Origin of the sequence: Erwinia aeris, from assembly GCF_041224955.1 — a bacterium.
In the GTDB taxonomy this organism is placed as follows: Bacteria; Pseudomonadota; Gammaproteobacteria; order Enterobacterales; family Enterobacteriaceae; genus Erwinia; species Erwinia aeris.
Genome location: NZ_JBGFFX010000008.1, coordinates 215,669 through 242,360 on the forward strand (window position 1 = coordinate 215,669; position 26,692 = coordinate 242,360).

The 26,692-nt window shown below is 57.1% G+C and carries 25 protein-coding genes and 1 tRNA gene; 9 read left to right on the forward strand and 17 right to left on the reverse strand.

The window, feature by feature from the left end; translation table 11 throughout:
- From AB6T85_RS14760 to hemW, 4 genes are read left to right on the forward strand one after another with little or no spacing between them, the layout of a single operon-like run.
- Window positions 1-699, forward strand: coding sequence for a YggS family pyridoxal phosphate-dependent enzyme (locus AB6T85_RS14760; protein WP_253458593.1), 699 nt, complete (start codon window positions 1-3; stop codon window positions 697-699).
- Between the two features lie 15 nt (window positions 700-714).
- The gene (locus tag AB6T85_RS14765; RefSeq protein WP_253458591.1) at window positions 715-1,266 is read left to right on the forward strand and encodes a YggT family protein; all 552 of its coding nucleotides are present in this window, start codon (window positions 715-717) and stop codon (window positions 1,264-1,266) included.
- Window positions 1,267-1,296: 30 nt separating this feature from the next.
- Complete coding sequence (gene rdgB / locus AB6T85_RS14770; protein WP_253458589.1) at window positions 1,297-1,890, forward strand: RdgB/HAM1 family non-canonical purine NTP pyrophosphatase; 594 nt, start codon at window positions 1,297-1,299, stop codon at window positions 1,888-1,890.
- On the forward strand, window positions 1,883-3,019 hold the full coding sequence (hemW, locus tag AB6T85_RS14775; RefSeq protein ID WP_253458587.1) for a radical SAM family heme chaperone HemW: 1,137 nt from the start codon (window positions 1,883-1,885) through the stop codon (window positions 3,017-3,019). Before rdgB ends, hemW begins: the two co-directional genes overlap by 8 nt.
- Window positions 3,020-3,274: 255 nt before the next feature.
- Here hemW and AB6T85_RS14780 read toward each other — a convergent pair whose 3' ends face one another.
- The 3 genes from AB6T85_RS14780 to trmB form a co-directional block, all read right to left on the reverse strand.
- On the reverse strand, window positions 3,275-3,982 hold the full coding sequence (locus tag AB6T85_RS14780; protein ID WP_253458585.1) for a YggN family protein: 708 nt from the start codon (window positions 3,980-3,982) through the stop codon (window positions 3,275-3,277).
- An 84-nt stretch (window positions 3,983-4,066) separates the two neighbouring features.
- Window positions 4,067-4,393, reverse strand: coding sequence for a YggL family protein (locus tag AB6T85_RS14785; protein WP_253458583.1), 327 nt, complete (start codon window positions 4,391-4,393; stop codon window positions 4,067-4,069).
- On the reverse strand, window positions 4,393-5,112 hold the full coding sequence (gene trmB, locus AB6T85_RS14790; RefSeq protein ID WP_253458581.1) for a tRNA (guanosine(46)-N7)-methyltransferase TrmB: 720 nt from the start codon (window positions 5,110-5,112) through the stop codon (window positions 4,393-4,395). The genes AB6T85_RS14785 and trmB overlap by 1 nt, the downstream gene beginning before the upstream one ends.
- A 152-nt stretch (window positions 5,113-5,264) precedes the next feature.
- Between trmB and mutY the strand changes: the two genes are divergently transcribed.
- From mutY to mltC, 3 genes are read left to right on the forward strand one after another with little or no spacing between them, the layout of a single operon-like run.
- Window positions 5,265-6,344: an A/G-specific adenine glycosylase gene (mutY, locus tag AB6T85_RS14795; RefSeq protein WP_502092369.1), complete on the forward strand. Its 1,080-nt coding sequence runs from the start codon at window positions 5,265-5,267 to the stop codon at window positions 6,342-6,344.
- Complete coding sequence (locus AB6T85_RS14800; protein ID WP_125287307.1) at window positions 6,344-6,616, forward strand: oxidative damage protection protein; 273 nt, start codon at window positions 6,344-6,346, stop codon at window positions 6,614-6,616. Before mutY ends, AB6T85_RS14800 begins: the two co-directional genes overlap by 1 nt.
- 51 nt (window positions 6,617-6,667) lie before the next feature.
- Window positions 6,668-7,744, forward strand: coding sequence for a membrane-bound lytic murein transglycosylase MltC (gene mltC / locus AB6T85_RS14805; RefSeq protein WP_199746323.1), 1,077 nt, complete (start codon window positions 6,668-6,670; stop codon window positions 7,742-7,744).
- A 111-nt stretch (window positions 7,745-7,855) separates the two neighbouring features.
- Here the strand turns inward: mltC and AB6T85_RS14810 are convergent, their stop codons facing one another.
- Window positions 7,856-8,683: a phosphoenolpyruvate hydrolase family protein gene (locus AB6T85_RS14810; RefSeq protein WP_253458578.1), complete on the reverse strand. Its 828-nt coding sequence runs from the start codon at window positions 8,681-8,683 to the stop codon at window positions 7,856-7,858.
- Window positions 8,684-8,685: 2 nt separating this feature from the next.
- Window positions 8,686-9,906 carry a Tm-1-like ATP-binding domain-containing protein gene (locus tag AB6T85_RS14815; RefSeq protein WP_253458575.1) on the reverse strand — a complete coding sequence of 407 codons (1,221 nt, stop codon included), beginning with the start codon at window positions 9,904-9,906 and terminating at the stop codon, window positions 8,686-8,688.
- Window positions 9,907-10,186: 280 nt separating this feature from the next.
- On the opposite strand from AB6T85_RS14815, the gene AB6T85_RS14820 reads away from it, so the two are divergent.
- A complete protein-coding gene (locus AB6T85_RS14820) occupies window positions 10,187-10,822 on the forward strand; it encodes a TetR/AcrR family transcriptional regulator (protein WP_253458572.1) in 636 nt (211 codons plus the stop codon).
- Between the two features lie 62 nt (window positions 10,823-10,884).
- On the opposite strand, the gene AB6T85_RS14825 is transcribed toward AB6T85_RS14820, so the two are convergent.
- On the reverse strand, window positions 10,885-13,029 hold the full coding sequence (locus AB6T85_RS14825) for an ornithine decarboxylase (RefSeq protein WP_369895977.1): 2,145 nt from the start codon (window positions 13,027-13,029) through the stop codon (window positions 10,885-10,887).
- 790 nt (window positions 13,030-13,819) lie between these two features.
- Here AB6T85_RS14825 and AB6T85_RS14830 point away from each other — a divergent pair.
- Window positions 13,820-13,895, forward strand: a tRNA-Phe gene (locus AB6T85_RS14830).
- A gap of 52 nt (window positions 13,896-13,947) precedes the next feature.
- Here AB6T85_RS14830 and AB6T85_RS14835 read toward each other — a convergent pair.
- The 11 genes from AB6T85_RS14835 to AB6T85_RS14885 all read right to left on the reverse strand — a co-directional run.
- A complete protein-coding gene (locus tag AB6T85_RS14835; RefSeq protein WP_369895979.1) occupies window positions 13,948-15,375 on the reverse strand; it encodes a VasL domain-containing protein in 1,428 nt (475 codons plus the stop codon).
- Window positions 15,376-15,470: 95 nt separating this feature from the next.
- Window positions 15,471-15,809, reverse strand: coding sequence for a DUF1283 domain-containing protein (locus AB6T85_RS14840; protein ID WP_369895982.1), 339 nt, complete (start codon window positions 15,807-15,809; stop codon window positions 15,471-15,473).
- A gap of 57 nt (window positions 15,810-15,866) precedes the next feature.
- The gene (tssE, locus tag AB6T85_RS14845) at window positions 15,867-16,322 is read right to left on the reverse strand and encodes a type VI secretion system baseplate subunit TssE (protein WP_253458563.1); all 456 of its coding nucleotides are present in this window, start codon (window positions 16,320-16,322) and stop codon (window positions 15,867-15,869) included.
- Entirely contained in the window at window positions 16,322-16,858 is a 537-nt protein-coding gene (tssJ, locus tag AB6T85_RS14850; protein ID WP_253458560.1) for a type VI secretion system lipoprotein TssJ, read from the reverse strand. The genes tssE and tssJ overlap by 1 nt, the downstream gene beginning before the upstream one ends.
- Window positions 16,836-17,921, reverse strand: coding sequence for a type VI secretion system baseplate subunit TssG (gene tssG / locus AB6T85_RS14855; RefSeq protein WP_369895983.1), 1,086 nt, complete (start codon window positions 17,919-17,921; stop codon window positions 16,836-16,838). Before tssG ends, tssJ begins: the two co-directional genes overlap by 23 nt.
- The gene (gene tssF, locus AB6T85_RS14860) at window positions 17,885-19,639 is read right to left on the reverse strand and encodes a type VI secretion system baseplate subunit TssF (RefSeq protein ID WP_369895984.1); all 1,755 of its coding nucleotides are present in this window, start codon (window positions 19,637-19,639) and stop codon (window positions 17,885-17,887) included. Before tssF ends, tssG begins: the two co-directional genes overlap by 37 nt.
- Window positions 19,640-19,673: 34 nt before the next feature.
- Entirely contained in the window at window positions 19,674-21,272 is a 1,599-nt protein-coding gene (tssA, locus tag AB6T85_RS14865) for a type VI secretion system protein TssA (RefSeq protein ID WP_369895986.1), read from the reverse strand.
- Window positions 21,269-24,694, reverse strand: a complete 3,426-nt coding sequence (locus tag AB6T85_RS14870) for an ImcF-related family protein (RefSeq protein ID WP_369895988.1) — start codon at window positions 24,692-24,694, stop codon at window positions 21,269-21,271. Before AB6T85_RS14870 ends, tssA begins: the two co-directional genes overlap by 4 nt.
- On the reverse strand, window positions 24,691-25,815 hold the full coding sequence (locus AB6T85_RS14875) for a KPHS_23130 family T6SS system protein (protein WP_369895989.1): 1,125 nt from the start codon (window positions 25,813-25,815) through the stop codon (window positions 24,691-24,693). Before AB6T85_RS14875 ends, AB6T85_RS14870 begins: the two co-directional genes overlap by 4 nt.
- A 140-nt stretch (window positions 25,816-25,955) precedes the next feature.
- Window positions 25,956-26,231 carry a PAAR domain-containing protein gene (locus AB6T85_RS14880; protein WP_301730052.1) on the reverse strand — a complete coding sequence of 92 codons (276 nt, stop codon included), beginning with the start codon at window positions 26,229-26,231 and terminating at the stop codon, window positions 25,956-25,958.
- 223 nt (window positions 26,232-26,454) lie between these two features.
- On the reverse strand, window positions 26,455-26,692 hold a 238-nt coding region (locus tag AB6T85_RS14885), incomplete at its 5' end, for a T6SS immunity protein Tli4 family protein (protein WP_369895991.1).

The following is a 26,692-nucleotide window of genomic DNA, read 5'->3' on the forward strand; positions in this document are numbered from 1 at the left end:
ATGACCCCGATTCAGCACAACTTACAGCAGATACGCGAGCGGATCTCAGCGGCAGCCGCACGATGCGGCCGCGATCCAGCAGAAATTACGCTGCTTGCAGTGAGCAAAACAAAACCTGCGAGCGCGGTCGAAGAAGCGGCGGCGGCGGGCCAGCTTGCCTTTGGCGAAAACTACGTGCAGGAAGGCGTCGATAAAATCCAGGCGCTTAACAATTCCGCGCTGGCGTGGCACTTTATCGGGCCGCTGCAATCCAACAAAAGTCGGCTGGTAGCGGAAAACTTTGCCTGGTGCCATACGGTGGATCGGCTGAAGATTGCCGCCAGGCTGAACGAACAGCGTCCGGCCGATTTACCGCCGTTGAATGTGCTGATCCAGATAAATATCAGCGACGAGCAGAGTAAATCTGGCATCATGCTGGCTGCGCTGCCGGATCTGGCCCGCGAGATCGCTCAGCTGCCGCGTTTAACGCTGCGCGGCCTGATGGCGATCCCCGCGCCGGAGGCGGATTATCAGCACCAGCTGGCCGTTTGTCGCCGGATGGCGGCAGCCTTTAGCGAACTGAAAAAGAGTTATGCCTCCGTCGACACGCTCTCTCTGGGGATGAGCGACGATATGGATGCGGCTATTGAGGCAGGTACGACCATGGTGCGCATTGGCACCGCCATATTTGGCGCGCGCGATTACGGCGCCACTAACTAACTTTTGAGGGACTCCATGCTGACGTTGACTTTTCTGGTCTCAACGATAATTAATCTTTACGTGAAAGTGCTGCTGCTGCGTATCTGGATGCAGTGGGCAAGATGCGATTTTTATAATCCGTTCTCGCAGTTTATCGTTAAGATCACCCAGCCGGTGATCCGCCCGATGCGCCGGGTCATACCCTCTATCGGGCCGCTGGATACCGCGTCTTTACTGCTGGCCTATGTGCTGAGCGTGCTGCTGTTTACCGTGATGTTCACGCTTCAGAGCAGCGTATTTATTTTCGATCCGGTCTTCCTCTATTTCGGCCTGGTGTCGCTGGTGAAAGCCGCCGGCGTGCTGGTATTCTGGGTAATTATCATTCGCTCGCTGATGAGCTGGATAAGCCAGGGCCGCAACCCGGTGGATTACGTGCTGATCCAGCTGACTGAGCCGCTGATGGCCCCCGTGCGTCGCCTTATTCCGGCGATGGGCGGCATCGACTTCTCGGCGATGGCGGTGATCCTGATCCTCTATATGCTGAACTATCTGGGAATGGACTTTGTTCCCGGCTGGGCGCAGCTTTAATTTGTACGGTAGTTAACTTCTGGACCTGATATGCAAAAAGTAGTGCTCGCCACCGGCAATGCCGGAAAAGTTCGTGAACTGGCCGATAAGCTGGCCGCCTTTGGCCTGGATATCGTGGCGCAGACCGAGTGTGGCGTGGAGTCGGCCGAAGAGACCGGCCTGACCTTTATCGAGAATGCCCTGCTGAAAGCGCGTCACGCTGCGGCTATCACCGGTTTGCCGGCGATTGCCGACGACTCCGGGCTGGCGGTGGACGCGCTGGGCGGCGCACCTGGCATCTATTCCGCGCGTTACGCCGGCGCGGAGGCCAGCGATCGGCAGAATATCGACAAGCTGCTGGAAGCGATGGAAAACGTGGCGGACGGCCAGCGCCAGGCGCAGTTCCACTGCGTGCTGGTTTATCTGCGCCATGCTGAAGACCCCACGCCGCTGGTGTTTCACGGCTGCTGGCAGGGAGAAATCGCCCGTGCCGTCAGCGGCGAAGGCGGCTTCGGCTACGATCCCGTGTTCTTTGTACCGGCGCTGGGCAAAACCGCCGCAGAGCTGAGCAAAGAAGAGAAACGCGCGGTTTCCCATCGTGGCAAAGCGCTGGCCCTGCTGCTGGAAGCGATGCGCAATGCATAATCTGCCGCCGCTCAGCCTCTATATTCATATTCCGTGGTGCGTACAGAAATGTCCCTACTGCGATTTCAACTCGCACGCGCTGAAGGGCGAAGTGCCGCACGAGGAGTATGTGCGGCATTTACTGGCCGATCTGGATGCCGATCTGCCGCTGGCGGCTGGCCGCGAGGTTGGCACAATCTTTATCGGCGGCGGCACGCCCAGCCTGCTGAGCAGCGAGGCGATGCAGATGCTGATGGACGGCGTGCGGGCAAGGCTGCCGCTCTCGCCAACGGCGGAAATCACCATGGAGGCGAACCCGGGCACCGTCGAGGCCGATCGCTTCAGCGGCTATCAGCGCGCCGGTATCAACCGCATCTCGATTGGCGTGCAAAGCTTCAGCCAGCAGAAGCTGACGCGTCTTGGCCGCATTCATGGCCCGGAAGAAGCGAAGCGCGCGGCGAAGCTGGCTCAGGGGCTGGGCCTGCGCAGCTTTAACCTGGATTTGATGCACGGCCTGCCCGATCAGTCGCTGGCGGAGGCGCTGGACGACCTGCGCCAGGCTATCGAGCTGGATCCGCCGCATCTTTCCTGGTATCAGCTGACCATCGAACCCAACACGCTGTTTGCCTCCAGGCCGCCCGTGCTGCCGGACGATGACGCGTTATGGGATATCTTTGAGCAGGGCCACCAGCTGTTAACGGCGGCGGGTTACGAGCAGTACGAGACTTCCGCCTATGCCAAACCGGGCTACCGCTGCGAGCATAACCTCAACTACTGGCGCTTCGGCGACTATCTGGGGATCGGCTGCGGCGCGCACGGCAAGCTGACGCAGGCAGACGGGCGAATTATCCGCACCGCCAAAACCCGCCACCCACGCGGCTTTATGAACGGCAATTACCTGGATCGTCAGCACGAGGTCGCGGAAACAGAAAAGCCGTTTGAGTTCTTTATGAACCGTTTCCGGCTGCTGGAAGCGGCGCCACGCGAAGAGTTTGCGCGCTTTACCGGCCTTAGTGAGGAAGCTATCCGTCCTCAGCTTGATGAGGCGCTGGCGAAAGGTTACCTGACGGAAACGGCGCAAAGCTGGCAGGTGACGGAGAAAGGCAAGCTGTTCCTGAACTCGCTGCTGGAGCTGTTCCTGGCTGAATAGCCGCCCCGCTTTACCCACGTCCCGCCGGAAAAAGCGGGGCGTGTTTTCAAACGGCTATCCCCTCTTTACGCGCGGCGCGCGGAATACCAGCCTAATCGCAAGCCGTTAATACAGTCTGCCGTTATGGCAACGCTGCCAGCTATAAATCCCATGGACGTCTTTAGACAAAGAGAAAGGCGATAACGTCCTGGTGCCGGTAGTCTTTGCCGCTTACAGCCAGCCCGTACAGACACCAGAAGAGCAGCTCTGGCCGGATTATTTCAATCCGCCAATCAGCGTCTTACGCTGCGCTTCCAGCGCGGTCACGCGGTTGCAGACTTCGTGTCCGAAGTTCTGGAAGTCCGCCTCCTGATTGCTCCATTCCGCCTGCACGGCCTGCTGCAATCCGCCCAGGTTACCCATCACTGCCTGAAGCGGATTATCGCCGTTCACCTTGCTGCCCATTTCGTTAAGGCTGTCCTGGATCACGCCGCCCATCGCGCTCTGCACCAGCTTTTCGCCGTCCTGCCGCACCTGCTCGATAGCCTGATGATGGAACGTCAGCCCGTCGTTGCGATGCTCAATAATGCGGTTCATCTGCTGCTTCAGCTGCTCGTCCAGCTTTGTCAGGCGGCTACGGACTCTGCTGTCCGTGCCCAGTTTGTTGACGATCACGTTATCCAGCGCCACGCGGCTTTTTTCCAGACGCTGACGCGCTCCCTGATCGATCCAGGGCAAATCGCGGCGCAGCGCGGCCTGATAGTCGATGGCGGTCTGGCGCGTGGCGTTATCGACCGAAGCGGACTGCCCGTTGCGCTGTACCTCGCCGGTCGGTGTGATGATCAGATTGCCGCTGGCGCCCACTACCTTGACGTTCTGCGGAGAGATAACGATATCGTCCTGAGGATTGACGCTACATTGATAGTCGGCCTGTGCCTGGCCTGCCGCCAGCAACAGCGCGGCCGCTACGATCGCTTTACGCATTGACTCTTCTCCTGAGAAACAAAAGGCCACGCATGCGTGGCCTCAACGGACGGTTTGCCTGCTTATGCTACGGCAGGCAGATAATTAGTCCCACCAGACGTCGAAAAGTTCGGTTACCTGGATATTATTCAGCTGGCGATCTTCCAGCCATTTACGCACCAGCTCGCGGTGCTCGTCGGTGCACTTGCCGGTTTGCTGCAGGCAGACCAGCCCTTCCCACTGCAGGAAGCCGCTGCCATCAAACGCCAGGCCGTTGGGATCGATAACTTCATTAATGAAGGCGTCCAGGGTGGTGTCGATGGTGTCGCCGCTGGTATCTTCCGGGAAGGAGAAAGCGACGGAAAAGCCTAATTCCTGAAACTCATCGATATGCATTTTTTTACGCAAGCGACGACTGCGTTGAGCTGCCATTATTTAATCCTCTCAAACATCAAATCCCATACACCGTGGCCAAGACGCTGGCCGCGCTGTTCGAATTTTGTTAACGGCCGCGAATCGGGACGCGGCACATAATCGTTGGTTGCCGACTGGTTTTTGTAGCCAGCAATGCTGCTCATTACTTCCAGCATATGTTCCGCATAGGCTTCCCAGTCGGTCGCCATATGAAACACGCCGCCCAGCTTCAGCTTGCGCATCACCAGCTCGGCAAAAGGCACCTGAACGATGCGGCGCTTGTTATGGCGCGCTTTATGCCAGGGATCCGGGAAAAAGAGCTGCACCATACGCAGCGAATTATCCGGGATCATTTTCTCCAGCACGTCGACTGCATCGTGACACATCACGCGCAGATTCTCCACGCCCGCCTCGTCGGCTGCGCTCAGGCAGGCGCCGACGCCCGGCGAATGCACTTCAATACCCAGAAAGTTTTGCTGCGGGTTCGCGGCGGCCATCGCCACCAGCGATGCGCCCATGCCAAAGCCAATCTCCAGCACCACCGGCGCCTCGCGGCCAAAAAGGGATGCCAGATCAACGGGTTCCGGCTGATACTCCACACCTTTAACAGGCCAGAAATGGTCCAGCGCGTGCTGCTGGCCTTTGGTCAGGCGGCCCTGACGGCGAACGAAGCTGCGAATACGGCGCATCGGGCGGCCGTTTTCGTCAAACTCCGGTGTAATCACATCATTCTTCATGTTTCTGCCTGCTGGTCTGCAATATCTGAAAAACGGGCATTATGCAAAGTTACAGCGGTTAAGCAAGCCCTGGAAACTTCCGGTTTACAGCATAACGGGTCTGTGCTGGAATCCCAGCCTGATTTTTAATTTACTGGGGAAACCTCGCAAAGATGATGCAAGCGCCGCAGTTCTCACAGCAGGTACTGGACTGGTATCAGCGCTTTGGCCGCAAAACCCTGCCCTGGCAGCTGGCAAAAACCCCTTATAAAGTTTGGCTCTCCGAAGTGATGCTGCAACAGACGCAGGTCGCGACCGTTATCCCTTACTTTGAACGCTTTATGGCGCGCTTTCCCACCGTGACCGATCTGGCTGCCGCAAAGCTGGATGAGGTGCTGCATTTATGGACCGGACTTGGCTACTATGCCCGCGCGCGCAATCTGCATAAGGCGGCGGTACAGGTAGTGGAAAAACACGGCGGGAAATTCCCGGAGACCTTCGCAGAGGTTGCCGATCTGCCCGGCGTCGGCCGCTCGACGGCGGGCGCGATCCTTTCTTTATCGCTGGGTCAGCATTTCCCGATCCTGGACGGCAACGTCAAGCGAGTGCTGGCACGCTGCTATGCCGTTCAGGGCTGGCCGGGCAGAAAAGAGGTGGAAAAGCGTCTTTGGCAGATTAGCGAAGAGGTCACGCCTGCCGAAGGCGTCAGCCAGTTTAACCAGGCGATGATGGATTTGGGCGCGATGGTCTGCACCCGCTCAAAACCCAAATGTGAAATTTGTCCGCTGAAGCTGGGCTGTATCGCCTGTGCGCAGGGCAACCAGACCGCTTATCCCGGCAAGAAGCCAAAACAGATTTTGCCGGAGCGCACCGGCTATCTGCTGATGATGCAGCGGGACGACAAAGTGTGGCTGGAACAGCGGCCGCCGGTCGGCCTGTGGGGCGGGCTGTTCTGCTTTCCGCAGTTCGCCAGCGAAGACGAGCTGCGGCAGTGGCTGCACAGCCGCCGTATCGATCATGCGGCGCTGACCCAGACTATCGCTTTTCGCCACACATTCAGCCATTTCCACCTGGATATTGTGCCAATGTGGCTGAAACTGCCTGCCGCAGGCGCGGTCATGGATGAAGCCGCGGGTCTCTGGTATAACTTAGCGCAGCCGCCGTCCGTGGGACTGGCTGCCCCGGTGGAGCGCTTGCTGGCGCAGCTGCGTCAGCCGCAACCGATGGGCATTCCAACAGAAGAGGAAGAGTGATGAGCAGAACCATTTTTTGTACGTTCCTGCAGCGCGATGCTGAAGGACAGGATTTTCAGCTCTATCCGGGTGAACTGGGCAAGCGTATCTATAACGAAATTTCCAAAGAAGCCTGGTCGCAGTGGATGAGCAAGCAAACCATGCTGATCAACGAGAAAAAGCTGAGCATGATGAACCCGGAAGATCGCAAACAGCTTGAGCAGGAAATGGTGAAATTTCTGTTCGAAGGACACGATGTCCATATCGAAGGTTATACCCCGCCAGCAGAATAAACGTTGGGCCTCGCCATAGAGGCCCCCTCAATTTGGGCGTAGCACGACATAATGAAGAAACTGATAGGCTTGCTGGTTATCGCGCCGCTGCTGATTTCCTGCTCCAGCAATAAAAAGCCGGTTTTCCACGAAGAGTGGGTCAAGGACACCAACGGATTCGACATTCTGATGGGGCAGTTTGCCCATAACATCGAAAATATTTGGGGTATTAATGAAGTCCTGATCGCCGGTCCAAAAGACTACGTTAAATATAGCGATCAGTATTATACGCGCAGCCATATTAACTTTGACGCCGGTAAGATCACTATCGAGACCATCGCCGGTACGGATCCGATGGCAAGCCTGCGTCAGGCGATCATTACCACGCTGCTGATTGGCGAAGATCCGGGCAATGTCGATCTCTACTCCGACGCCAACGATATTCAGCTGGGTCAGGAGCCGCTGCTCTATGGTCAGGTGCTGGATAATACCGGCCAGGCGATCCGCTGGCAGGGTCGCGCGGCCAGCTTCGCCGACTACCTGATCCAGAATAAATTGCAGCGCCGCAACGCCGGTCTGCATATCATCTGGTCGGTTACTATCCCGATGGTGCCCAACCATCTGGACAAGCGTGCGCATAAATATCTGCCGATGGTGCGCAAGGCGGCGGAGAAATACGGCGTGGATCAGGCGCTGATCCTGGCGATCATGCAGATTGAATCGAGCTTCAACCCCTATGCGGTCAGCCATTCTGACGCGCTGGGCCTGATGCAGGTGGTGCAGCATACCGCCGGCGCGGACGTGTTCCGCATGAAAGGGAAATGGGGCAAGCCGAGCCGCAGCTACCTGCTCGATCCGGAAAACAATATCGATGCGGGGACGGCCTATCTTTCGCTGCTGCAGGACAGCTACCTTTCCGGCATCGCGAATCCGCTGTCACGGCGCTATGCGGTGATCACAGCCTATAACGGCGGCGCGGGCAGCGTACTGAGAGTCTTCTCCAGCGATAAGAATCGGGCCTTCAGCGCGATTAACGATCTGTCGCCTGCGGAGGTGTATCAAACGCTGACCACCAACCACCCTTCTGCCGAGTCGCGTCGCTATCTTTATAAAGTGAACAACGCGCAGAAGAGCTACCATCGCTATTAGTATTGCTGCGGGTAGCGCGGACGTTTCGGGTGGGGTAAAGCGAATAGCGCGCAGGCTGACTTCTGCAAAAGAGCAAAGCGGACAGATCCGAGGATCCGTCCGCTTCCAGTCTTAGCGGCTGATGTTTTTAAACTGCTTTGTGGTTTCCGTCAGCGCAACTTCGGTCGGCAACCGCTCCATGGAGCTGGCGCCGTAAAAACCGTCGCACTGTGGGCACTGGCTGAGGATATACTTCGCGTCTTCCGGCGTGGAAATCGGCCCGCCGTGACAAAGTACAATGACCTCTTTACGCACTTTCTTCGCGGCTGCCGCCCATTCGTTGATTAACGGCACGCAGTCGGCCAGCTTCAGTGCGGTTTCCGCGCCGATGTTGCCGCCGGTGGTCAGTCCCATATGCGCCACGATAATATCCGCGCCCGCTTCCGTCATCGCTACAGCATTTTCCGTGCTGAAAACATAAGGCGTGGTCAGCATCTCTTTTTGTGCCGCCAGCCGGATCATATCAACTTCCAGCCCGTAGCCCATGCCGGTTTCTTCCAGGTTGGCGCGGAAGTTGCCATCAATCAGCCCTACCGTGGGAAAATTTTGCACGCCGGCGAATCCCATCGCCTTGAGATCGTCCAGAAACTTATCAAAATGGCAGAAGGGATCGGTGCCGTTGACGCCCGCCAGCACCGGCGTGTTCTTCACCACCGGCAGCACTTCTTTTGCCATATCCACTACGATTTCGTTGGCGTTGCCGTAGGCCAGCAGGCCGGCCAGCGAACCACGCCCGGCCATACGGTAGCGCCCTGAATTATAGATAACGATCAGGTCTATGCCGCCCGCCTCTTCGCATTTCGCGGAAAGCCCGGTACCGGCTCCGCCGCCGATAATCGGTTCGCCGCGCGCAATCATCGCGTTAAATTTTGTCAGTATCTCCTGACGGGTAAAAGCCATGTTCAGCACTCCTTTTCGATCAGCTGGCGAAACTCTCTGACCGCCGCCAGCGCAAATTGCGGATCGTTGATATTAAACGGCAGGCGACGAATAACGCGGCGGCTGGTCTGTTTGACGTTCGCCTCCAGCGTGCTGATAAAGGCGGCGCGCGCTTCCGGCGACCAGAAAGCCTGGCCCGGCGCGTCCAGCGCGGAAAACCCGCCTTCCGGGATCAAAAACACGATGTCGCCTTCGCAACGATTAAGCTTATCCGCTATCCATTTCGCCATCGTCGCGTTCTCTTCCGGCGTGGTGCGCATCAGCGTAACCTGCGCGTTATGGTGATAGAAAAGCCGGTCGGCATATTTCTCCGGCACGCCGGAAGGATGACCAAAGTTGACCATATCCAGCGCGCCGCAGGAAATTACGCAGGGAACGCGGCTGTTGGCTACGGCGTCAAAACGCGTTTCATCGCAGGCCAGCACGCCGCCAAACAGGTAGTCGCACACTTCGGTGGTGGTTAAATCCAGCAGGCCGCTCAGCATCCCGCTGTCGGTCAGCTTTTCCATCGCCTTACCGCCACTGCCGGTGGCATGAAACACCAGGCAGTCGTAATGCTCTTCCAGCATGGCGCTGACCGTCTGAATACAGGGCGTGGTGACGCCGAACATGGTCAGGCCCAGCGCGGGCTTGTCGTTACTGTCTTTCTCTATGGGAAAAAGCACCGCACCGGCGATTTGATGGGCCGCATTGCCCAGCACGCGACGCGAGATACGGTTAAGGCCGGAGACATCGGTGACCGAATAGACCATGCTGATATCGCTGGCGCCGACGTAGCCGGAAACGTCGCCGGAAGCCATCGTCGAAACCATTACCTTCGGCACGCCGATCGGCAATGCCTGCATCGCTGGCGTAATCAGCGCAGTGCCGCCCGAGCCGCCGAGGCCGATAACCCCAAGCAGATCCTGACGTTGGCTAAGGAAAATTTTAAACGCCTGCGCCATCGCGTTAATGGCCCTGCCGCGGTCGCCGCAGAACACAGCTTCACGCCCGTCCGGATGAAAATCGGCGACCAGCTCCGGCGGAAAATCAGCGGTGGAAGGCGTACTAACTGGTTGAGTTGACAGGTCAACTGTGACGACGTCAACGCCCGCCTTGCGCAGGCAGTCGCTGACATAAAACAGTTCCCTTCCTTTAGTATCAGCCGTTGCGACGGCGTAAACAAAACCACGATTAATAGTCATAGTCGTAACAACACCCTGTTATCAGACAGAATAAAGACTTGATAAAGAAGCAATAAAACAGTAAATAGAGATTGAGAGTTTTTTACTTTCAATTTGTTGAGATAACAGTATCACTATCGTCAATGATAAATCAATTGAATGGAATAAGTGTCTCACAAGGATGTTGGCTATGCTTAATAACAAAACCTGTCCTGCAGACGCCAGCGAATGGGAATGCCCTTTACGCGCTGCCGTCTTCAATCGCTTGAATATCAGGCAGATTTAACAAAATGAGGTTAATGTGGAGCAAAGGGATTCCGCTGGGGTTGTAAAGCTGACCGCCACACGCGCAAGAACACGTCGTTTACTGATCGAGACCGCTATGCGGCTTTTTGACAGCGGCGCGTTCCCGTCCATTACCGAAGTCGCGCAGGAAGCTCAGCTTTCTCGCGCAACGGCCTATCGCTATTTTCCAACGCAGAGCGCGCTGGTTTCCGCCATCGTTACGGAGACGCTCAGCCCGATAAAAAGCTGGCGCCCGACTCGTGAAGAAGCCAGCGACCGTATTGACGAGCTGCTGACGTTCGCTTTTCCGCGCATGTTGGAGCATGAAGGCACGCTGCGCGCGGCGCTGCATCTTTCTCTGACCCAGTGGGCACAGTCGCAGTCCAGCGACAAGCCGGACAGAGAAAAGCTGGTAAGGGGAAACCGCAAGGCGCTGTTGCAGCACGTGCTGGAGCCGCTGAACGACGAGCTGCCGCCGGAGATTGTCGATCGGGTGATTAAGTCCCTGTCGCTGGTCTACGGCTCGGAGATTTTTCTGGTGATGAAGGATATCTGGGGCTGCGATAACGACCAGCTTCAGGATATCGGCAAGTGGATCGCCAGGGCTATTATGCGTCAGGCGCGGGAAGACGCCGCGCTACAGGCTAACTGAGCGGCGCTACCGTGCGACAGAAGGGGCTTATCCCGCGACCTTAACGGCGCGGGATCGCTGGCTTAGCGGCTAAGCATATAGCCCATCAGGCGCTTCACGCCGTTTTCGTCCGTTTCCACATACACGCCCTGTAGCTCCGGTGAAAAACCCGGCAAGCCGTTTAGCCCTTTCTCCAGCGCAAGGAAATAACGCTGCGCCGCCCCGCCCCAAACCTCGCCCGGCACCACGCAGAGCACGCCCGGCGGATAAGGCAGCGCGCCTTCCGCAGCGATACGCCCTTCCGCCTCTGCAATGGGCACCAGCTCGACGTTGCCGCGTATAAATTCAATGTTAGCGTCCTGAGGGTTCATCGCCACCTTCGGCAGGCTCTGCTGGCGGAACATCGCCTTCTGAAGATCTTTTACCTCGTTACCGACATACAGCTGGTGCATCTCCAGACAGAGGCGGCGCAGCGTATAGCCTTCGTAGCGCGCGGCGTTTTTGCGGTAAATAGTCGGCAGCACGTCGCGCAGCAGCGCGTCCTCGCGGATATGCTGCTCAAACTGCGCCAGCTTCGCCACCAGATGCACCATTTTCTCCATGCTTTCGGCGGGCGTCAGCAGGAAAAGAATGGAGTTCAGATCGCATTTTTCCGGCACCACGCCGTTTTCACGCAGGTAGTTGGCCAGGATCGTCGCCGGAATGCCGAAATCAGCATATTCACCGCTGGCGGCATCAATGCCCGGCGTGGTCAGCAGTAGCTTGCAGGGATCGATCAGATACTGATCTTTTGCGTAGCCGGCAAAGCCATGCCAGGCGGCACGTGGCGCAAAGCTGAAGTAGCGGCTGTCGGCGGCAATAGCGGCCGTCGACGCATCCTGCCAGCGCTTGCCGTCCACTTCGTCAGGGATAAAAGGCCGGATCATCTCGCACTTCGCGAGGATAGCCTTGCGCGCTTCAATCCCCAGCATGACGCACTCGTGCCACAAACGTCGTCCGGCTTCGCCTTGGTGCATTTTGGCATTAACGTCGAGCGCGGCGAACAGCGGATAAAAAGGACTGGTTGAGGCGTGCAGCATAAAAGCATTATTAAGCCGCTTATGGCTGCAAAAACGCCGCTGGCCGCGAAGGTGGTTATCCTTTTTATGGATCTGGGAGGTTTGCGAAAAGCCAGCCTGCTGTTTGTGTACCGACTGGGTGACGAAAATACCCGGATCACGCTCATTAAGTTCCAGCAGCAGCGGCGAGCAGGCTTCCATCACCGGAATAAACTGCTCGTAGCCTACCCAGGCGGAATCAAACAGGATGTAGTCGCAAAGGTGGCCGATGCTGTCGATAACCTTACGCGCGTTATAAACCGTGCCGTCATAGGTGCCAAGCTGGATAATCGCCAGCCGGAAAGGACGCGGCTGGTTGGCGCGATCCGGCGCGACGGCGGCAATTTGCTCCCGCAGCCACTTCTCTTCAAAACAGTGCGCATCGATACCGCCGATAAAACCAAACGGGTTACGCGCCGTTTCCAGATAAACCGGCGTCGCGCCCGCCTGGATCAGCGCGCCATGATGGTTGGATTTGTGGTTGTTGCGATCGAACAGTACCAGATCGCCTCTGGTCAGCAGCGCGTTGGTTACGACCTTATTGGCGCTGGAGGTGCCGTTCAGCACAAAGTAGGTCTTATCCGCGTTAAAAACTTTTGCTGCGAATTTCTGGGCGTGCTTGGCCGATCCTTCGTGAATAAGCAGATCGCCCAGTTTCACATCGGCATTGCACATATCGGCGCGAAAAATGTTCTCGCCGAAGAAATCATAAAACTGACGTCCGGCCGGATGCTTTTTAAAAAACGCGCCGCCCTGGTGGCCCGGACAGGCAAAGGTGCTGTTATCCATTGCCACGTATTTGGTCAGCGTGTTGAAAAACGGCGGCAGCAGCTTTGCCTGATAGTCGGCGGCGGCGGCCTCCAGCCTGGCGGCATCGTCCTCTTCGCCCGTCAGCACGCCGGTGACTTCCGGCAGATCTTCCGCCTGGGCCAAATCGTCAAGCGAGATAAATACGGGCAGGTTAAAACCGGTATGGCGCAGCAGCGCCAGCATCCCGCTGCGCGAGTCGGCCACGGAGAGCACGATTGCCGCCACGTCCGTGAAGTCGGTTTTTTCCAGCGTCACGACTTCGCGACCGGTCTGAAGGTGGATCGCCACGGTGGTGCTGGCTGCAATTTTAAGTGGTGTCATTACGCAAATCCCAGGGCAAGGATAAGGGTGCCGGAGACACAGCAACGGGGAAAGGCGCGGCCTTTACCCCACGAAAGCGTCAGTAGGGTCAGCTTCGACCGACAGACATCAGTAAACTCCGCGCGCGGCGGGTTTTACTCATGGCTAACCGTGAAGCAGGCAGAGCCTCACCGCATGGCGAGCGGCGTGGAGAAAGGAAAAAAAGGGGATCGGCGGCGCGACATTGGATGATAGCGACAGTGCAGCAGAGCTTGCATGATGGCGGCCTCGCGGAGCGGAAAACGGGGTAATAATCGCATCTTTTATTTTGATGTTCAAGACGCAAAAAGCATTATCCCTATATAGCCATTTTGAAATAAATATATACATTTCATATAGTTATTTTTTACCACACCTCTTTTACGCTGATTTTTTTGGTGGTTATGCACTGAAAATGCAAACATATTCAGCAGTTTTCGGTGGTTTTGGTTTTACGAACTGACGGCATTTGCCCGACGTGTGCTTTCGCTGCCCTGCCCCGTTTATTAGCCATCTTCCTTAGCGACAAAGCCTCATCAGGAATGCCTGGCTTGCAAAGCTGTGCAGAACGGCGAGCAAATCAGTCTTTAGTATGATGTAACTAACCAGAAAAGGTAGCCCGCGAGCGCGACGGTTTGCAGCAGACAAATGCGGGCAATAGTGCCAAAGCGGCGCAAATCCAGCCGGATTGATGGAAAAGAGTGCAAACAGTTCGCTTTTGTGCATAAAGCCGTTGACGGTTTTCCGCGACTCCTGTTTAATGCGCCTCGTTGCCCGGATAGCTCAGTCGGTAGAGCAGGGGATTGAAAATCCCCGTGTCCTTGGTTCGATTCCGAGTCCGGGCACCATATTTGTAAGAACGGACCTCCCTGGAGGTCCGTTTTTCGTTTCTGTATTCCGCTAAGTTTTTATTCCCTTTTCGATCGGCGCCCTGCGCGCGTACCGTCTGACGTCAAAATCTGACAAAAGATCCTGACAGGCTGAACGCCACCTATTTATCCCCCTGGCCTTTTCCGCCTCCTGCTTCAACAAAAAATAGCGAGCCTGCAACTGCGCCAGCGCCCTTTCCGCCTGCCGCCGCTGGATATCTGACTGGCTGAGCGAGTAAAGACGCAGCTGTTCTTCGGCCGGCACCGAGCGGTTAAACGCCTGGGTGGCGTTATACACCACCGACTTCAGCTCGCTGACCGTCATATATTTACCGCGCTGCCCGTCGAGCGCATTCAGCTTTAAAGTTAGCTGCTGTAGCTGCTCCATTCCCTGCTGCCAGCCGCCCATCGCCTCTTCAGGCAATGCCGCCGCTTTTACTTGCTGCTGCCATTCCGTTGCTATACCGCGCGCCTCCTCCGGGCTGGCTGCCAGCGCCAGGTCTATCAGCTGCTGCCCGTAATTCAGCGACCAGTCCGGTGCAAGGCCGCTAATATGTGCCAACTGCTGCTGCGTATCCCGCAGGACGTTTTGCGGCAGCGCACCATCCTGCTTCAGGTTGTTTATCTGCGCTGTGGAAAGCGGCAGCGGTAATAGCGTCAGCGATGCCTTTAGCTGTGCCACCAGCGGGTCTGTACGATGCAGGCTATGCCATGCCCATTGCCCTATACATCCCGCCACCAACATGGTAAGCATTCCCGCAACAAAAGGTTTCCAGCGGTGGCTCTTCGGCGGTGCCGTCGCCACCTCAACGTTGGACGTGGGCTGCGCCACATAGATCCACCGCGCCGCACCGGGCACCATCTCAGCAACAGACTGCGCGGCGGCAGGTAATACGATGGACGATGCGGATACAGGTTCCTCTCCCGTGGCGGTATCGCTGTTTTCCAGCCGCACCGCGCTGGTGTGCATCAGCGCTGCCAGCGCATCGAACTGGCTCAGATTCCGCAGCTCAAGGCGTTGTAACACCTCGTTAAGCCGTCTGAGCTGCTGTTCGGCATGGTAAAGCTGGCTGAGGTCGCTGTAACTGACGGGCAGCGTGCGCATCAGTTGCTGCACGCGACGGCTAAGCGCGCTGAGGATCTCCACTCGTGCATGCACCCGTGGCGGCCAAAGATTTCCCCACTGGTGACGGATTAGCGCCTCCAGAATAGCCAGCCCTTCGTTCAGCCCGGCCAGTCCGGCCAGCTGCGCGCGCGCCAGCGTGTACCAGGCCGCCGTTTGCAGCTCTACGCCGTTGTGCTCAAACAGCGCAAGGCTGAGTTTTTCCACGTGGTGCCAGTTAACGTCCGGGCGCGCCGGATGGGACAGCTTGCCCAGCTCGTCGCGCAGGGCGGCGTAATCCGGCAGCGTGCGCGGGTCACCGCCGGTTTTCAGGTAGCGTTCGGATAAAGTAGTCATAAGAGGTTTCAACTTCGAAAAATGAAGGCGTCTGAGACAAAGCAACAGGCTCGTGATTGGTTAACAGATTTTGATCCAGGCGGGCGGCGTGATAGTCAGCCCGCGGCTTCTCTTCCTGTCGTCCTGTCCAGGCAGCGCCGGGTGACAGGTTCCCAGTAGGCATTAAGGTTTCTGCTGTTTATGCACTGCGTGGCCGCACCGTCAGCAGGCTGGGCGGCGCGTTTTTGCGGCGTAGCTTTCTTTTTTTTGGCCTGTGCCGTTTGTGGATCTTGCCCGGGATACTCTACCCGCCGGTGCGGGCTTCTGTGGCAGTGATACTCGCCTGTTTTACGATTGGTATGGCAGCCTTCAGAATTTGTTCGGCCCGAATGGGCTAAAACAGAGGGGCTTAACATCATGCAGATTAACAGCGCTGTGCCAGCGTGAAGTTTCATTCGTGCTCCCTGTCGAATGCAGAGCCGGAAGGTCTGTATACGCCTCCGTTCTCTGGTTCAGAGGATGGATTGCCGATCGAGATACTGCTGCTGTTTCATATGGCGGATCAGCACCTTGCCTTCCGGCAGAAATTCGGTGCCGTAGCGCACCAGGCCAATCCCTTTCAGCTCGGCATCAATGCCATAGCGCAGCTCGCCGGGCATGGCCTGCGGCAGCAGCGTTACCTGAATGCTGTTCAGGCGCGGCTCGTAGCGGAGCAATACCTCGGACAGCGTGGTCATCAGCTGGTGCGCCGTGCCGGGCATTCCCTGAAGGATTTTGCTCATATCCGGCAGGCCGTAACCGGGCAGATGCGCCAGCGTTCCGGCGCGGCAGTTGAGAATACGCTGCATATTATCGAGCACGGAAAGAATGACCTGGTTCTCTTCGCTGATATCGTGCAGATCCAGCCCGCCGCTGAAGTTGCCGTAAAGCATTTCATACAGCGAGGGAGCGTTATGTGAGTGCGGCATTATTTCTCCTTGAGGGAAAGACTGTTATCGCCCGCTTCCAGCACGCGAGCGTTATCCGCGTCCAGCGCTTCACGCGCCAGCACCTGCTTCCAGTTATTTTTAGTCAGATCCGGCTGGCGGAATAACCCCACCACCGCGACGAACTCCGCCTCTGGCGCCATCGGCATATCCAGGTTGACCGCGCCGCCGGGAGTCAGGATCACATCCCGGCTGGCGAGCAGGTCGCTACTCAGCAAGGTATCGCCTTCAGTAACCAGCTGCTGATAGACCAGCTTATCGAAGACCTTACGGTCGCGAAGCTGATAGACGCGTATCACTACGGACTGAGGCGCGCTGTGGCTTTCGCGCGTATCAGTATTCAGCGCTTCCCGACTGGTAAAATCGAGATGCAGCACCTTTATTTGTTTATAAAAAATGGCGGACACCGCCGAGCGGGTGCCGTCGGTGACGCTTTGCGTCAGTCCGCAGCCGGTCAGGCTGACAGCCAATAACGGCAGTAGCCAGCGGGCGGATTTAATTGAATTGGTAGGTAACACGCTGATTTCCTTGTACGGAGACGGCAGACGACAGCCCCTGATAGCGGCCGGATTCAATGGTAAAAGTTTGCGGCACGTCGCTGGGGATCTCATCCCCTTCCACGCCCAGTACGCCGCTCATGCCCAGCCGGAACGGCGCTTCGCCAAGAGGGGCTACGCGCAGCAGCGCCGTGCTGACGGTCAGACGAATTTTTGCCTTAAAGCGCCAGCCCAGGTAAACGCGCAGCATCACCAGAAAGTCCTGATACAGCTGACCGTCCGGCATCCAGCCCTGCGTTTCGCTTTTGCTGTCGGTTATCAGCTCAATCAGCAGCTGGCTGCTGGTATCCATAACTTCGTCACCCAGCGGCGTATTACCGTCCAGCAGGAAATCATCCTCGCCGTAAAAACCGAGCGGCTGGCTGATTTCCACCGGTCGCAGGCTGTAGGGGCTGACGCTGGCGCGGGTTTCCGGGGCCAGCAGGCGAACCAGCGCCTGGATCCCTTCCTGGGTTTTTGCAGGCTGCCGCAGTACGCCCAGCAGCGCCAGAAAGCGAGAAACCGGCGTGGCGATATGGCTGGCGGTGCCGGGAATGCCCAGCCCGACTAACCCCAGCAGCGACTGGGAAATAGCGTCCGTGCCGCCTGGCTCAAAGGTGGCCGGATAGGAGTATTTACGCCAGATGCGATAGAACTGCGTCAGGATGCGATGGCTGAAAATGTCGAGAAATCCCTGGAGCGCCTCATGCCCTTCCCTGCGCTGGGTAATATCGTCCAGATAGCTGGTGGGCAGCGGTGAATCCACGCCGTACATGCCCATAAACGTGGTCCGTATTTTGGGTGCGGCCGTGGCATCGTCTTCACTGTATTCAACGCTTTTCAGCTCGCTGGCGGGAAACCCCATCCCCGGCCACGGGGTGAAGCGCACCGCATCATCCTGCGGATGGCTGGAACTGCCGAGCGGAGGGCGCTCCGGGTGCTGTTTTTCCAGCAGCTGGCAGAAGCGGTAGAAGTTTATCCGCGTCAGCTCCGCTTCCAGACGCGGGCTTAACCGGGAATACGGCGGTTGTGTTTCTCTTCCCATTGCAGGCGTTCTCCGGTGGGGTTCAGAATGATAACCAGTCGATTAAACAGATAGATATCGGTATACAGCGCGAAGAAGTGGCTGAGCATTTCGCCAAACAGACAGATATCGCCGTGGCCGGCAAAGCCGTGGCTGTCGAGCGTGACGTCAATCTGCACGCCCCGCAGCAAATGGCCTTGTTCAAAGCGCTCGATTTCACTGTGGCTGACATCGACAATCGCTTCCAGACGGCGGCGATTCATCTCTCTGCCGGTCCACTCGTACAGCGCCAGCGTGCCGCGCAGCACGTCGGCATTGTCCATCATCGACAGGAAATTGCTGCCGAGATGGCTCAGCACGCGCCAGTGAAAACGGTCGCGATCCGGCGGATAACAGGGCAGCGTGGGCGCACAGAGGTTGCGCACGTCCACCTTTGCCGAACTGGTCTTCATGGCGGTATCCAGCACCGTGCTCTGCAACGCGCGGCGCGGCAGCTGGCCGTTGGTGCCGGTAAGCGTCAGCGACAGGCTTTCATCATCCGGCACGGTATGATTATCAAAAGCTTCCCCGCCGAGGATAAGCCAGGTGTTATGCAGCCCGGACGCGCCGCGCCGCACGCGGGTATGGTAGTAATATTCCGGCGCTTCGTGACGCATCATGCCGCCCTTGTGGCGGAAGCTGGAAAACGGCACGTAGGCATGCCGCCCGGAGGAGATCACCGAATCGACGGAATAAATTTCGGTATGGCCATCCTGCACGCGCATAGGGCGCAGCAGATACTCGGTCTGGAGCGAGTTCAGCGTCAGCGGGTCGGACTCCAGCGGAAAAAGATTGATGACCGGCACGCAATGCAGCCGCAGGTGCTTCTCGCTGAAGGTGAAATCGTGCTCCCAGCGCCGCGCCAGCACCACCTCAATTTCAAACCATGCCAGTGCGGCAGGCAGCGTCACGCTCTCCAGACCGCGCAGGCCGGTGAACATAAATTTTTCCCGGAAGGTAAAGTATTCCAGCAGCAGCTGGTAGCCGCTGAAGCTGCTTTCGCCTTTCGGCCACAGCCCGTCTTGCTCGCCAAACCCCAGCGCGGTAAAGCGCGCGTCCAGCGGGCGACGCTCCGGCTCTCCCGGCAGGCGCAGCCAAATAGTGGCGGTGTTTAAGGTAAAGGCTTCATGCATCGCGCAGGCCAGCGGCGCGTCAGCGTTAAAATAGAACGGGATCAGGCTGAGATCGACCCGGCTCCAGTCGGCCAGGCTGCTACAGGCAAAACGCAGGCGCACCACCGATCGCCCTTCCGCATCGGTTGAAAGCGCGGCCTCCTCCAGTGCCAGCGGTTGCAGGCCGATCTGCTGAGTCGTGGTGTAGCGACAGCGGGTCGCTTTCTCGCCAATGGGCCGCGAGAGGATTTCAAACCCCTTCGCGATGGCTATTTTTTCTTTCATTTCGCGCCAGTCGGGGCTGAACTCTACTATCGACATTGACGGAATAGTCCGTAAGTAGTGCGGCCACAGCAGCGTGACCAGCCCTTCAGTCAGCTCGGGCAGATCGTCATCAAGCTTTTCGCGCAGGCGGCCCATCATAAAGGCGAAGCCCTCGAACAGGCGCTCCACATAAGGATCGCGAGCGTCCGCTTTATCCAGATTCAGCAGCGCCGCGCGATCCGGGTGAGCGCGAGCGAACTCTTCACCCGCGTCAAGCAGGTAACGCATTTCCGCGTCGTAATAACGTAGGGTTAAGTCGTCCATAATAAACCTGAATGAGTGACATATCGAAGGAAGCCTAACAGCACAGCACCGCCGCACGGGCCGGATCGAGTACGATCAGGCCGCTCAGCAGCGTGTCCATCTCTGGCTGAAGGCGATCTTTTTCCGTTTCGCTGCGTGCAGCTTTGTTGCGCAGCAGCTTCAGTCGTCGCGCGCGAACTTCAAATAAAAGTTCAGGGCACCACTGCGGCAGCGTCAGCGTCTGCGCGCCGCTGTCCAGTTCGCCCAGCAGGTGCAGCGCCAGATCGTTACGGGCATATTGCTCCGCCACGCGCGCCATCAGCAGACGCATCAGCCAGCGATCGCGGGCGGAAGCCATACCTGGGCGGGATTGTAACCAGACGAACGCGGCCTCAACCCCCTCGCTGTCCGCCAGCGCCAGCAGCTCCGGTTCCAGCGTCAGTACGGCTTCATGATCCTGCGCGACTGCTGTTACCACGTCGGCGCTCCAACTCTCAGGGTCATCCATCACCTGCTGATTGATCCAGTTCAGCGTGACCTCATCGGCAAACGGCGTGCCGTCGTTAAACGCCAGCGCCTCCAGCCCCGGCAGCCGTGACAGCAGTCCTTTTAGGTCCCGACAGAGGATATCGGCGCGCACCGCATCCGGATCCGCTTTCGTCAGCGCCTGCCAGGTGTACCACTGTAAATCGAGCCACAAATGGTTAACGCCCTGGGCAAAAAGGTCATCGGTCTGCTCCAGCAGCTCCATCCAGCTCTGCTGGAGATAAAGACGCTTGAGATGGGCGCGATGATCCGGCTTTGGCGGCAGAAGGCGGGTGCGCCCGCTGGCGTCAAGCGGCGGCAGTTCGGTCAGCGTATCCCAGCGGATACTTTTCATCAGATGGTGTCCTCCCAGCCAGCCGCCCGGCCGATCGCGAAGATATTTCGCCAGCATTTTCGCCTGATCGAGCAGGTCACGACCGGAAGTGACGGTTGTCATTACCGGTGCGGCCGCTGACGACGCAGTGGAGGAGGATGCGCGATCTTCCCGGCTGGTCTGCGGTACCAGGCTATCCGCGCCGCCGCTTTGCGCCAGCCGGTTTTCCAGCGCCAGGTAAAGCCCGGCGAGCTGTGGACGATGCTCTTCAGCCAGCAACTGCATGGCCTGTTCCACCAGCAGCAGCGCGCCGGTAATACGCTGCATGGTGGCCATATCTACTTCCGGGTAGAGCGAAAGGCTGTCGAGTACGCGTCCGCTACCAAGCCACTCCAGCGCGGATTTGCGGCTGCGCTCGCGCTGCGGGTGCAACTGCGTGCCAAAGCGTTGCAGCATGGCGGCCAGCAGCTCCAGCCCTTCCGCCAGCCCGGCTTCGCCGTCCTGATGCAGCCGTGCCCAGACATAAAAGGTCGCCACGCGCAGATCCTTGCTTACCGTGGTCAACAGCTTTTCCGTGAGCGAGCAGATTAGCGTGGTATCAATGCCCGAAAGCTTGTTCACCTCTTCGCGGATAAGCTGAAAATCATCGTCATAGCCGGGTTCATCGCCCGCTGGCTGTACGTCACGGATCGGCAGCAGCCAGGCGCGCCAGTCTTCCGCCCGCGCCTGCGCCAGCCGCATCAGCGCGGCTTGATCTGCGTGGCAGGCGGTCACGATATGCTGTAGCGTGGTCATTCATCTTCTCCTTCCATGGCGGGCATCTCGCTATCAGCCGCCAGCGCTCTGGCGGCCAGAACAGCATCAACGCTGAAAATTTCTGCCGGTAGCCTGAAGTTGCGCAGCGCCAGCAGCTGTAACGGGCCGCTGCCCAGCTGCGAGCGCAGCGCCCATTGCAGGTTGCTGCCGTCAGGAGCGGTAAACGTCATCATCCACTGGCTGCTGTCCAGCTGGCGGCGCTTGCCCTGCTCCAGCCAGCGGATCAGTCCCCAGGTGCCGCTGTAATCGCCAAACAGCCTTGCCCCGGCACTGGCGGTGCTCCAGGTCAGCAGGGTACCGGGTTTGAAGGTGTCGCCCGGCCAGCGGAAGGTTTGCCATTCGGCCATCTGATTAAAGTATTTCTGCTGCTGACCGTCGATGGTCAGCAGCGTCTGCACCACACCCGGCGTCGGACGCGCCTGCAGTTCAAAGCTGATGCCCTGGCTGCCGTCGGTGAACAGCACGTCAGAGAGCTGACTAAGCTGGTTAAGGGCTTTGAGAAGTGCCGGATTAAAGGTCAGCCCCTGGCTGTTGGTCCGATCCGGTACCCACTGGCTGCCCTCTTTATGCAGCACGCCGCTCAGCTCGGCGTTAAGAAAACGCTCGATACGGCCGCTATCCCTGCGCAGGAATTCGGCCAGCATCGGCAGTGAAGCATCGTTGCTGCTGGCAGCAAACGGATAGCGCCCGTCAAACGCGCTGCGCCACAGGGCTACCACCGAGCGGCTCCACCTGTCGTTGAGGCTGGCCGCCGACGGTTGCAGCACCGTCTCCCAGGCCTGCGTCAACGGCTGCACGAACATCGTTTGGCCAAAGCCGCTCCACTCTTCGCCCAGGCTGGCGGCAATCAAGCTGCCGTACTGGCGGGTATCCGTCAGGTCGATGCTTTTGCCCTGAAACACCGTCTGTGCCAGCGTTTGCATCATCTCCTGCGGATCGGAGCTGCCCGCCACCTGTTGCAGACGCAGGCGCACGCGAGTGATGCGTGTCAGATAAGTTTGCAGGCTCAGACTGTCATCGCCCGGCAGGGCGTTGGCGGCTTTATTTCTGCCCATCAGCGTCAGCAGCGGGCCAAAGGTGTCGTCAAGTGGGCCCTGCGGACCGGCGGCGCTCTGGTCGATTACCGGCTTTTTGCTGCTACCCACCAGCTCCTTCGCCGATTTGATAAGGGAGTCCGACAGCGCCTCGCGCTGCTCGCCGGTCTGCCCCTGCCACGCCAGCGTGTTCATCAACGCAATCAGCGGCGACTGGCGGACGTCGCTCATCAGCGTCAGCTGGTCGGTCACGTCGGCAATATTGCTGGCCGGATTAAGGCGCAGGCTGTTAAGGAAGTTGAGCCAGCTACCGGCAAAATCGGTGAAATAGCGCTGCGTCAGGCGCGCTTTCAGCGCTTCCGGCGACAGATCGGCGGCGAGCCCCTGGCGGCTGTCGCTGAGCACCCAGTCAATCTCATCACGCCGTGACGTTGCCGCTTTGTCGATAGCCTGCTGCACGCCGCCTTCCCAGGCCTGGCGGGTAAACATGCCCGGCACCATCCTGTCGGTGGTGAACAGGCGTCGGGCATCGGTGCCGTTGGTCATATCCTCCAGCGTAACGTCCGCAAAGTTGCGGCGTACCGATTTGAGCATGTTTTCATACAGGGTGCTTTCGGCGTTGCGGCGGCCAATCTGCTGGAGCAGCACCTGACGGACCTGAGCGACCATCGGGCCATCCGGGGTGATGGCCCAGCGTGGCTGGTACGGCAGCTCGGCAATATAAAATGCCCACAGATCCGGCGCCAGGCTCTGCCATAAGCCAGGCGAGATCCCGCTGCGGGCTGGCTGTACCGTTTTCATCACCGTGGCGTAAAACGTGCTGTCCACCTTCTCGGGATGCGCCATCATCAGCCAGGCCTTCAGCTGGTCGTAGCCGGGTTTTGCCCGTGTGGCGCGCAGTGGGCTGTCCGGCGGCAGGTCCGCCAGCGCGTTCAGCTGCTGCCGGAGCGCGACGTCCGCCGGATCGCGGATCAGTCGGTTATTCGCTATGCCATACCACGGCATCATCGCCGCCAGCAGCGATGCATGATGATCGAGGCCGAAACGCCGATACCAGGGCGCGCCTTCCTGATGCCAGTGTTTCAGCAGCCCGGCCTCGTTGCGCAGCGCGTACAGATCGGTCAGCTGTCGATCGGATACCGCCTGGGTTTGCACCACGGCGCGGGCCTTCTCCGCCACGCTGATAATGTGATGGCGATTAAGCGCGAAGGAAACCAGCAGGCCCGCGCCCCACACGCCAGCCATCGTCATCAGCGCCCAGGCCAACGTCTGCTGCCAGGGCATTCCGACGCGACGGCCGCGCAGCCGGGTACAGTCATCCACCACGCCCTGCCAGGCGGCGGATAAGGTCAGAGCATGGCGCGGCATTACCTGCGCACTCTCCGCCGTCCCACGGCTTTCCGCCAGGCTGAACATCAGGCCGCGCAGAATGATGCGCTGCTGCGCCCCCTGTAGCCACGGCGACAGTTGCGTTTGCCAGCGCGCAATGCCGCCGCGCGCCAGCTGCTGGCCCAGGCGCAGCAGAAAGTCGTGCTGCCGGTGCTGTGCAATCTGCGCCATCCCCTGCCTGCGCAACATCGGCAGCAGGTGGTTAAGCTGTGAGGCGATATCCTCCGGCAGCGCGCGCAGCGGAAACGTCGCGCCTACCGGCTGTTCGGGCCGTCCCTCCTGCGACCAGTCGCTGCTGCATAGCTGCCACAGCCATACCGGCGGCAGATAGCGCAGCAGGCTGCCGATGCTCTCCAGCGCGCGTAAATCACTATCGCTCTGCTGCGGCGTCAGGTTCTGCTCTTTATCCAGCACGCGGACAATGCCGTCCAGCGGACGGCCGCAGCGAAGTTTGCGCAGCGCGTGATATTTTTCGGCGTCCACTTCGCCCCCCAGGCTGCCGCCATCAATCAGCACGGTACGGTTACCTTCCAGCCACTGCTGCTCTTTCAGGCCGGGCAGCAGGGTTTCACGCGCCATGTCGTCGCCCACCACCAGCAGCAGACGCACTTTGAAGCGCCAGAACAGGCCGTAGCGGGCGCGGAGATATTTCTTAATGCTGGCCAGATTTCGTCCTGTATCAAAGGTATTAGCAGATGTTGATTTGAGCCCTTTATTAACAGTTTGTGGCTTGTAAATTTCCTGGTTTTTTCTTTGTTTCCAATGCCACCACAGCGGTGAGCCAATCAGACCAAAGAGCAAGATGGCAAATATCGCCCCCCATATTGCCCAAACCGTATGAGGTGCCATCCCTGCGCTCTTCAGCCTATTCTGATTGATATACAGCAGTAATGCACTTATTCCCGCCAGCCCCATAATCAGGAGAAAATATCCCCACGAACCATAACGCGCTACAGGCTGCTTTTTTTGTTCCATCATATATAAAGCTCCCGGGTAATGAGACAAAGTGCTCCTGTTTGTTGCGGTGTTTGATATATAAGCAGCTGGTCTCTGTCTGTTTTATTCGCGGCTTCAACCATCATTGCTAAGGAAAGCGGTAAGGCCATCTCTCCTGGTGGACCAAATGAAAAGTCAATAGAATGTAAAAACCTGCTTTCCGGTAATGACCACTGGTTACCGTTCGCATATTGCATAATATCTGTAGTCGTTTTTTCTGTATTACCAGAGACCCAGATATATTCAAGACTGTCTTTATCAGCACCGCTATATTCAAAAAACATATTTAGATCGCTGGTGAACCCTCCTGGCTCCAGTGGCATTATGCGATTCAACCCAGCAATAACTGGCATAGCTTGTTGATGAGCATAATCAGGTGAGACGATAAGCTGCGCTGAAATAATTTCACTAGCTTGTTTGGGAGAAAATAACGACCAGTCTTGCAGACAAATAATCAGAATTAATCCATATTTATCATTTGAATCATAGAGAGACTGGAGCGGTTCGATGGAGTTAAAGGTTTCAGGAACCAAATCCCATTGCTGAAAAATAGCTTCATTGCTCTTTTTATCAAATCGTCCGGAAGCCTGTAAAACATAAATAGAATTCAATAAATAACGATAGTGAGGATATTGCTGTTCAAGCTGTAGATCTATCTTACTCATCAATGAGGAATAATTATGCAAGGAGTCGAATAGCGAACGGGCTTTTTTAGGATACGCCGGGACATCTTTGAAGTCTCCTAATAGCGCCTCCATCCCTTTCTCTTCAGGGGAAAAAAGAACATTTCCGACCACTGCAAGCTGTCGTCGGCTCCAATGCTGCCATTCAGTTTTGGTCTGTTCTTTCTCAGCATCCCAACTCAGTTTGGCAGCAGTTGACTGCTCATAGCGATTAAACACCGTGCCAAACACGCATAGCCAAATTAAAAAAGCAGGAAGAACACCATATAACAACACGTTGATATAATCCGTTGCTTTCAACATCCATAAGCTGGAGAGGACGCCTGCTGACAGCATAAATAGCAATACAACCATCCATAACCAAAGTTTTAGCCTGGGTAATGATTGTTTTTCTGGAATATCAGGTATAGGCCATGCCATATTAATAACCGTTCCGTTTTATACTTAATTCACATCGAGATGAAGCACAAAGATAATATGACTTACTCTTTTATCTTCATCGCGCTAATAACTCTATTCAGAGTACAAACTGAAAATCAGCACTAAAGCAAACGCGCTATTTATTTAGAATAAAAGTCCTGAACAGAAGGGATAAATCGTGCACAGCATGGACAGGAACTAAAGCTTTCCAGTGAGCCAGCCAACGTCACTCCCTCATCAAATGTGTCCTCCACACCTGCTAATATTCTAAATGTACCGACGTGCTTACCGCATGAAACCATATCCCCTGCTCTTGCAGCAGCAACACCATCCCATAAAAAACTTGAATCACCCGTTAAAATTTCCCCGCCACAGGTGCTGCTATCACCAATTCTTAAAAAAAACCCTACGCTCATTGCGCCTCCTTACTTTAACAAGTGTAAACATTAAAAAATACTCACCCAAAATAAAACTTTACCACTACCTGCCTTACAATTTTTATAACAGAGAAGATAAATACCCAGCAATATTAATAGTGAAAATTAAGCCCACATATTTACCAAGAAAGGATAGATTTATTTCAGGTCTGTTGCTATCGAGATTTTCAGGAAATACTGGCTACCTAAGTACTATAATCGATTATTTATAGCGTAATGAACTCACCAGCCGGTCCCAGATTTCAATCATCTGCGCCTCGCTGTAGCGCGTCTTTTTGTACTCGCTGCTGAGGCCAATGTTAAGATGATGTTTTTCAGGCGTGGCATCCCGCTCGTTGGCAGAAAGGATAAAATTATAGAAGGTGCTTTTTTCATCTTCGTTTGTTTCCTCGTTCCTGAGGGTCTGGTTACCACCAAACAGCCACATTTCGGCGGGGATG

Bases quoted from the DNA above. Each gene is read 5' to 3' on its own strand.
- AB6T85_RS14760 (WP_253458593.1), top strand. From the start codon at position 1: ATGACCCCGATTCAGCACAACTTACAGCAGATACGCGAGCGGATCTCA.
- AB6T85_RS14765 (WP_253458591.1), top strand. From the start codon at position 715: ATGCTGACGTTGACTTTTCTGGTCTCAACGATAATTAATCTTTACGTG.
- rdgB (WP_253458589.1), top strand. From the start codon at position 1,297: ATGCAAAAAGTAGTGCTCGCCACCGGCAATGCCGGAAAAGTTCGTGAA.
- hemW (WP_253458587.1), top strand. From the start codon at position 1,883: ATGCATAATCTGCCGCCGCTCAGCCTCTATATTCATATTCCGTGGTGC.
- AB6T85_RS14780 (WP_253458585.1), bottom strand. From the start codon at position 3,982: ATGCGTAAAGCGATCGTAGCGGCCGCGCTGTTGCTGGCGGCAGGCCAG.
- AB6T85_RS14785 (WP_253458583.1), bottom strand. From the start codon at position 4,393: ATGGCAGCTCAACGCAGTCGTCGCTTGCGTAAAAAAATGCATATCGAT.
- trmB (WP_253458581.1), bottom strand. From the start codon at position 5,112: ATGAAGAATGATGTGATTACACCGGAGTTTGACGAAAACGGCCGCCCG.
- mutY (WP_502092369.1), top strand. From the start codon at position 5,265: ATGATGCAAGCGCCGCAGTTCTCACAGCAGGTACTGGACTGGTATCAG.
- AB6T85_RS14800 (WP_125287307.1), top strand. From the start codon at position 6,344: ATGAGCAGAACCATTTTTTGTACGTTCCTGCAGCGCGATGCTGAAGGA.
- mltC (WP_199746323.1), top strand. From the start codon at position 6,668: ATGAAGAAACTGATAGGCTTGCTGGTTATCGCGCCGCTGCTGATTTCC.
- AB6T85_RS14810 (WP_253458578.1), bottom strand. From the start codon at position 8,683: ATGGCTTTTACCCGTCAGGAGATACTGACAAAATTTAACGCGATGATT.
- AB6T85_RS14815 (WP_253458575.1), bottom strand. From the start codon at position 9,906: ATGACTATTAATCGTGGTTTTGTTTACGCCGTCGCAACGGCTGATACT.
- AB6T85_RS14825 (WP_369895977.1), bottom strand. From the start codon at position 13,029: ATGACACCACTTAAAATTGCAGCCAGCACCACCGTGGCGATCCACCTT.
- AB6T85_RS14835 (WP_369895979.1), bottom strand. From the start codon at position 15,375: ATGACTACTTTATCCGAACGCTACCTGAAAACCGGCGGTGACCCGCGC.
- AB6T85_RS14840 (WP_369895982.1), bottom strand. From the start codon at position 15,809: ATGAAACTTCACGCTGGCACAGCGCTGTTAATCTGCATGATGTTAAGC.
- tssE (WP_253458563.1), bottom strand. From the start codon at position 16,322: ATGCCGCACTCACATAACGCTCCCTCGCTGTATGAAATGCTTTACGGC.
- tssG (WP_369895983.1), bottom strand. From the start codon at position 17,921: ATGGGAAGAGAAACACAACCGCCGTATTCCCGGTTAAGCCCGCGTCTG.
- tssF (WP_369895984.1), bottom strand. From the start codon at position 19,639: ATGGACGACTTAACCCTACGTTATTACGACGCGGAAATGCGTTACCTG.
- tssA (WP_369895986.1), bottom strand. From the start codon at position 21,272: ATGACCACGCTACAGCATATCGTGACCGCCTGCCACGCAGATCAAGCC.
- AB6T85_RS14870 (WP_369895988.1), bottom strand. From the start codon at position 24,694: ATGATGGAACAAAAAAAGCAGCCTGTAGCGCGTTATGGTTCGTGGGGA.
- AB6T85_RS14875 (WP_369895989.1), bottom strand. From the start codon at position 25,815: ATGGCATGGCCTATACCTGATATTCCAGAAAAACAATCATTACCCAGG.
- AB6T85_RS14880 (WP_301730052.1), bottom strand. From the start codon at position 26,231: ATGAGCGTAGGGTTTTTTTTAAGAATTGGTGATAGCAGCACCTGTGGC.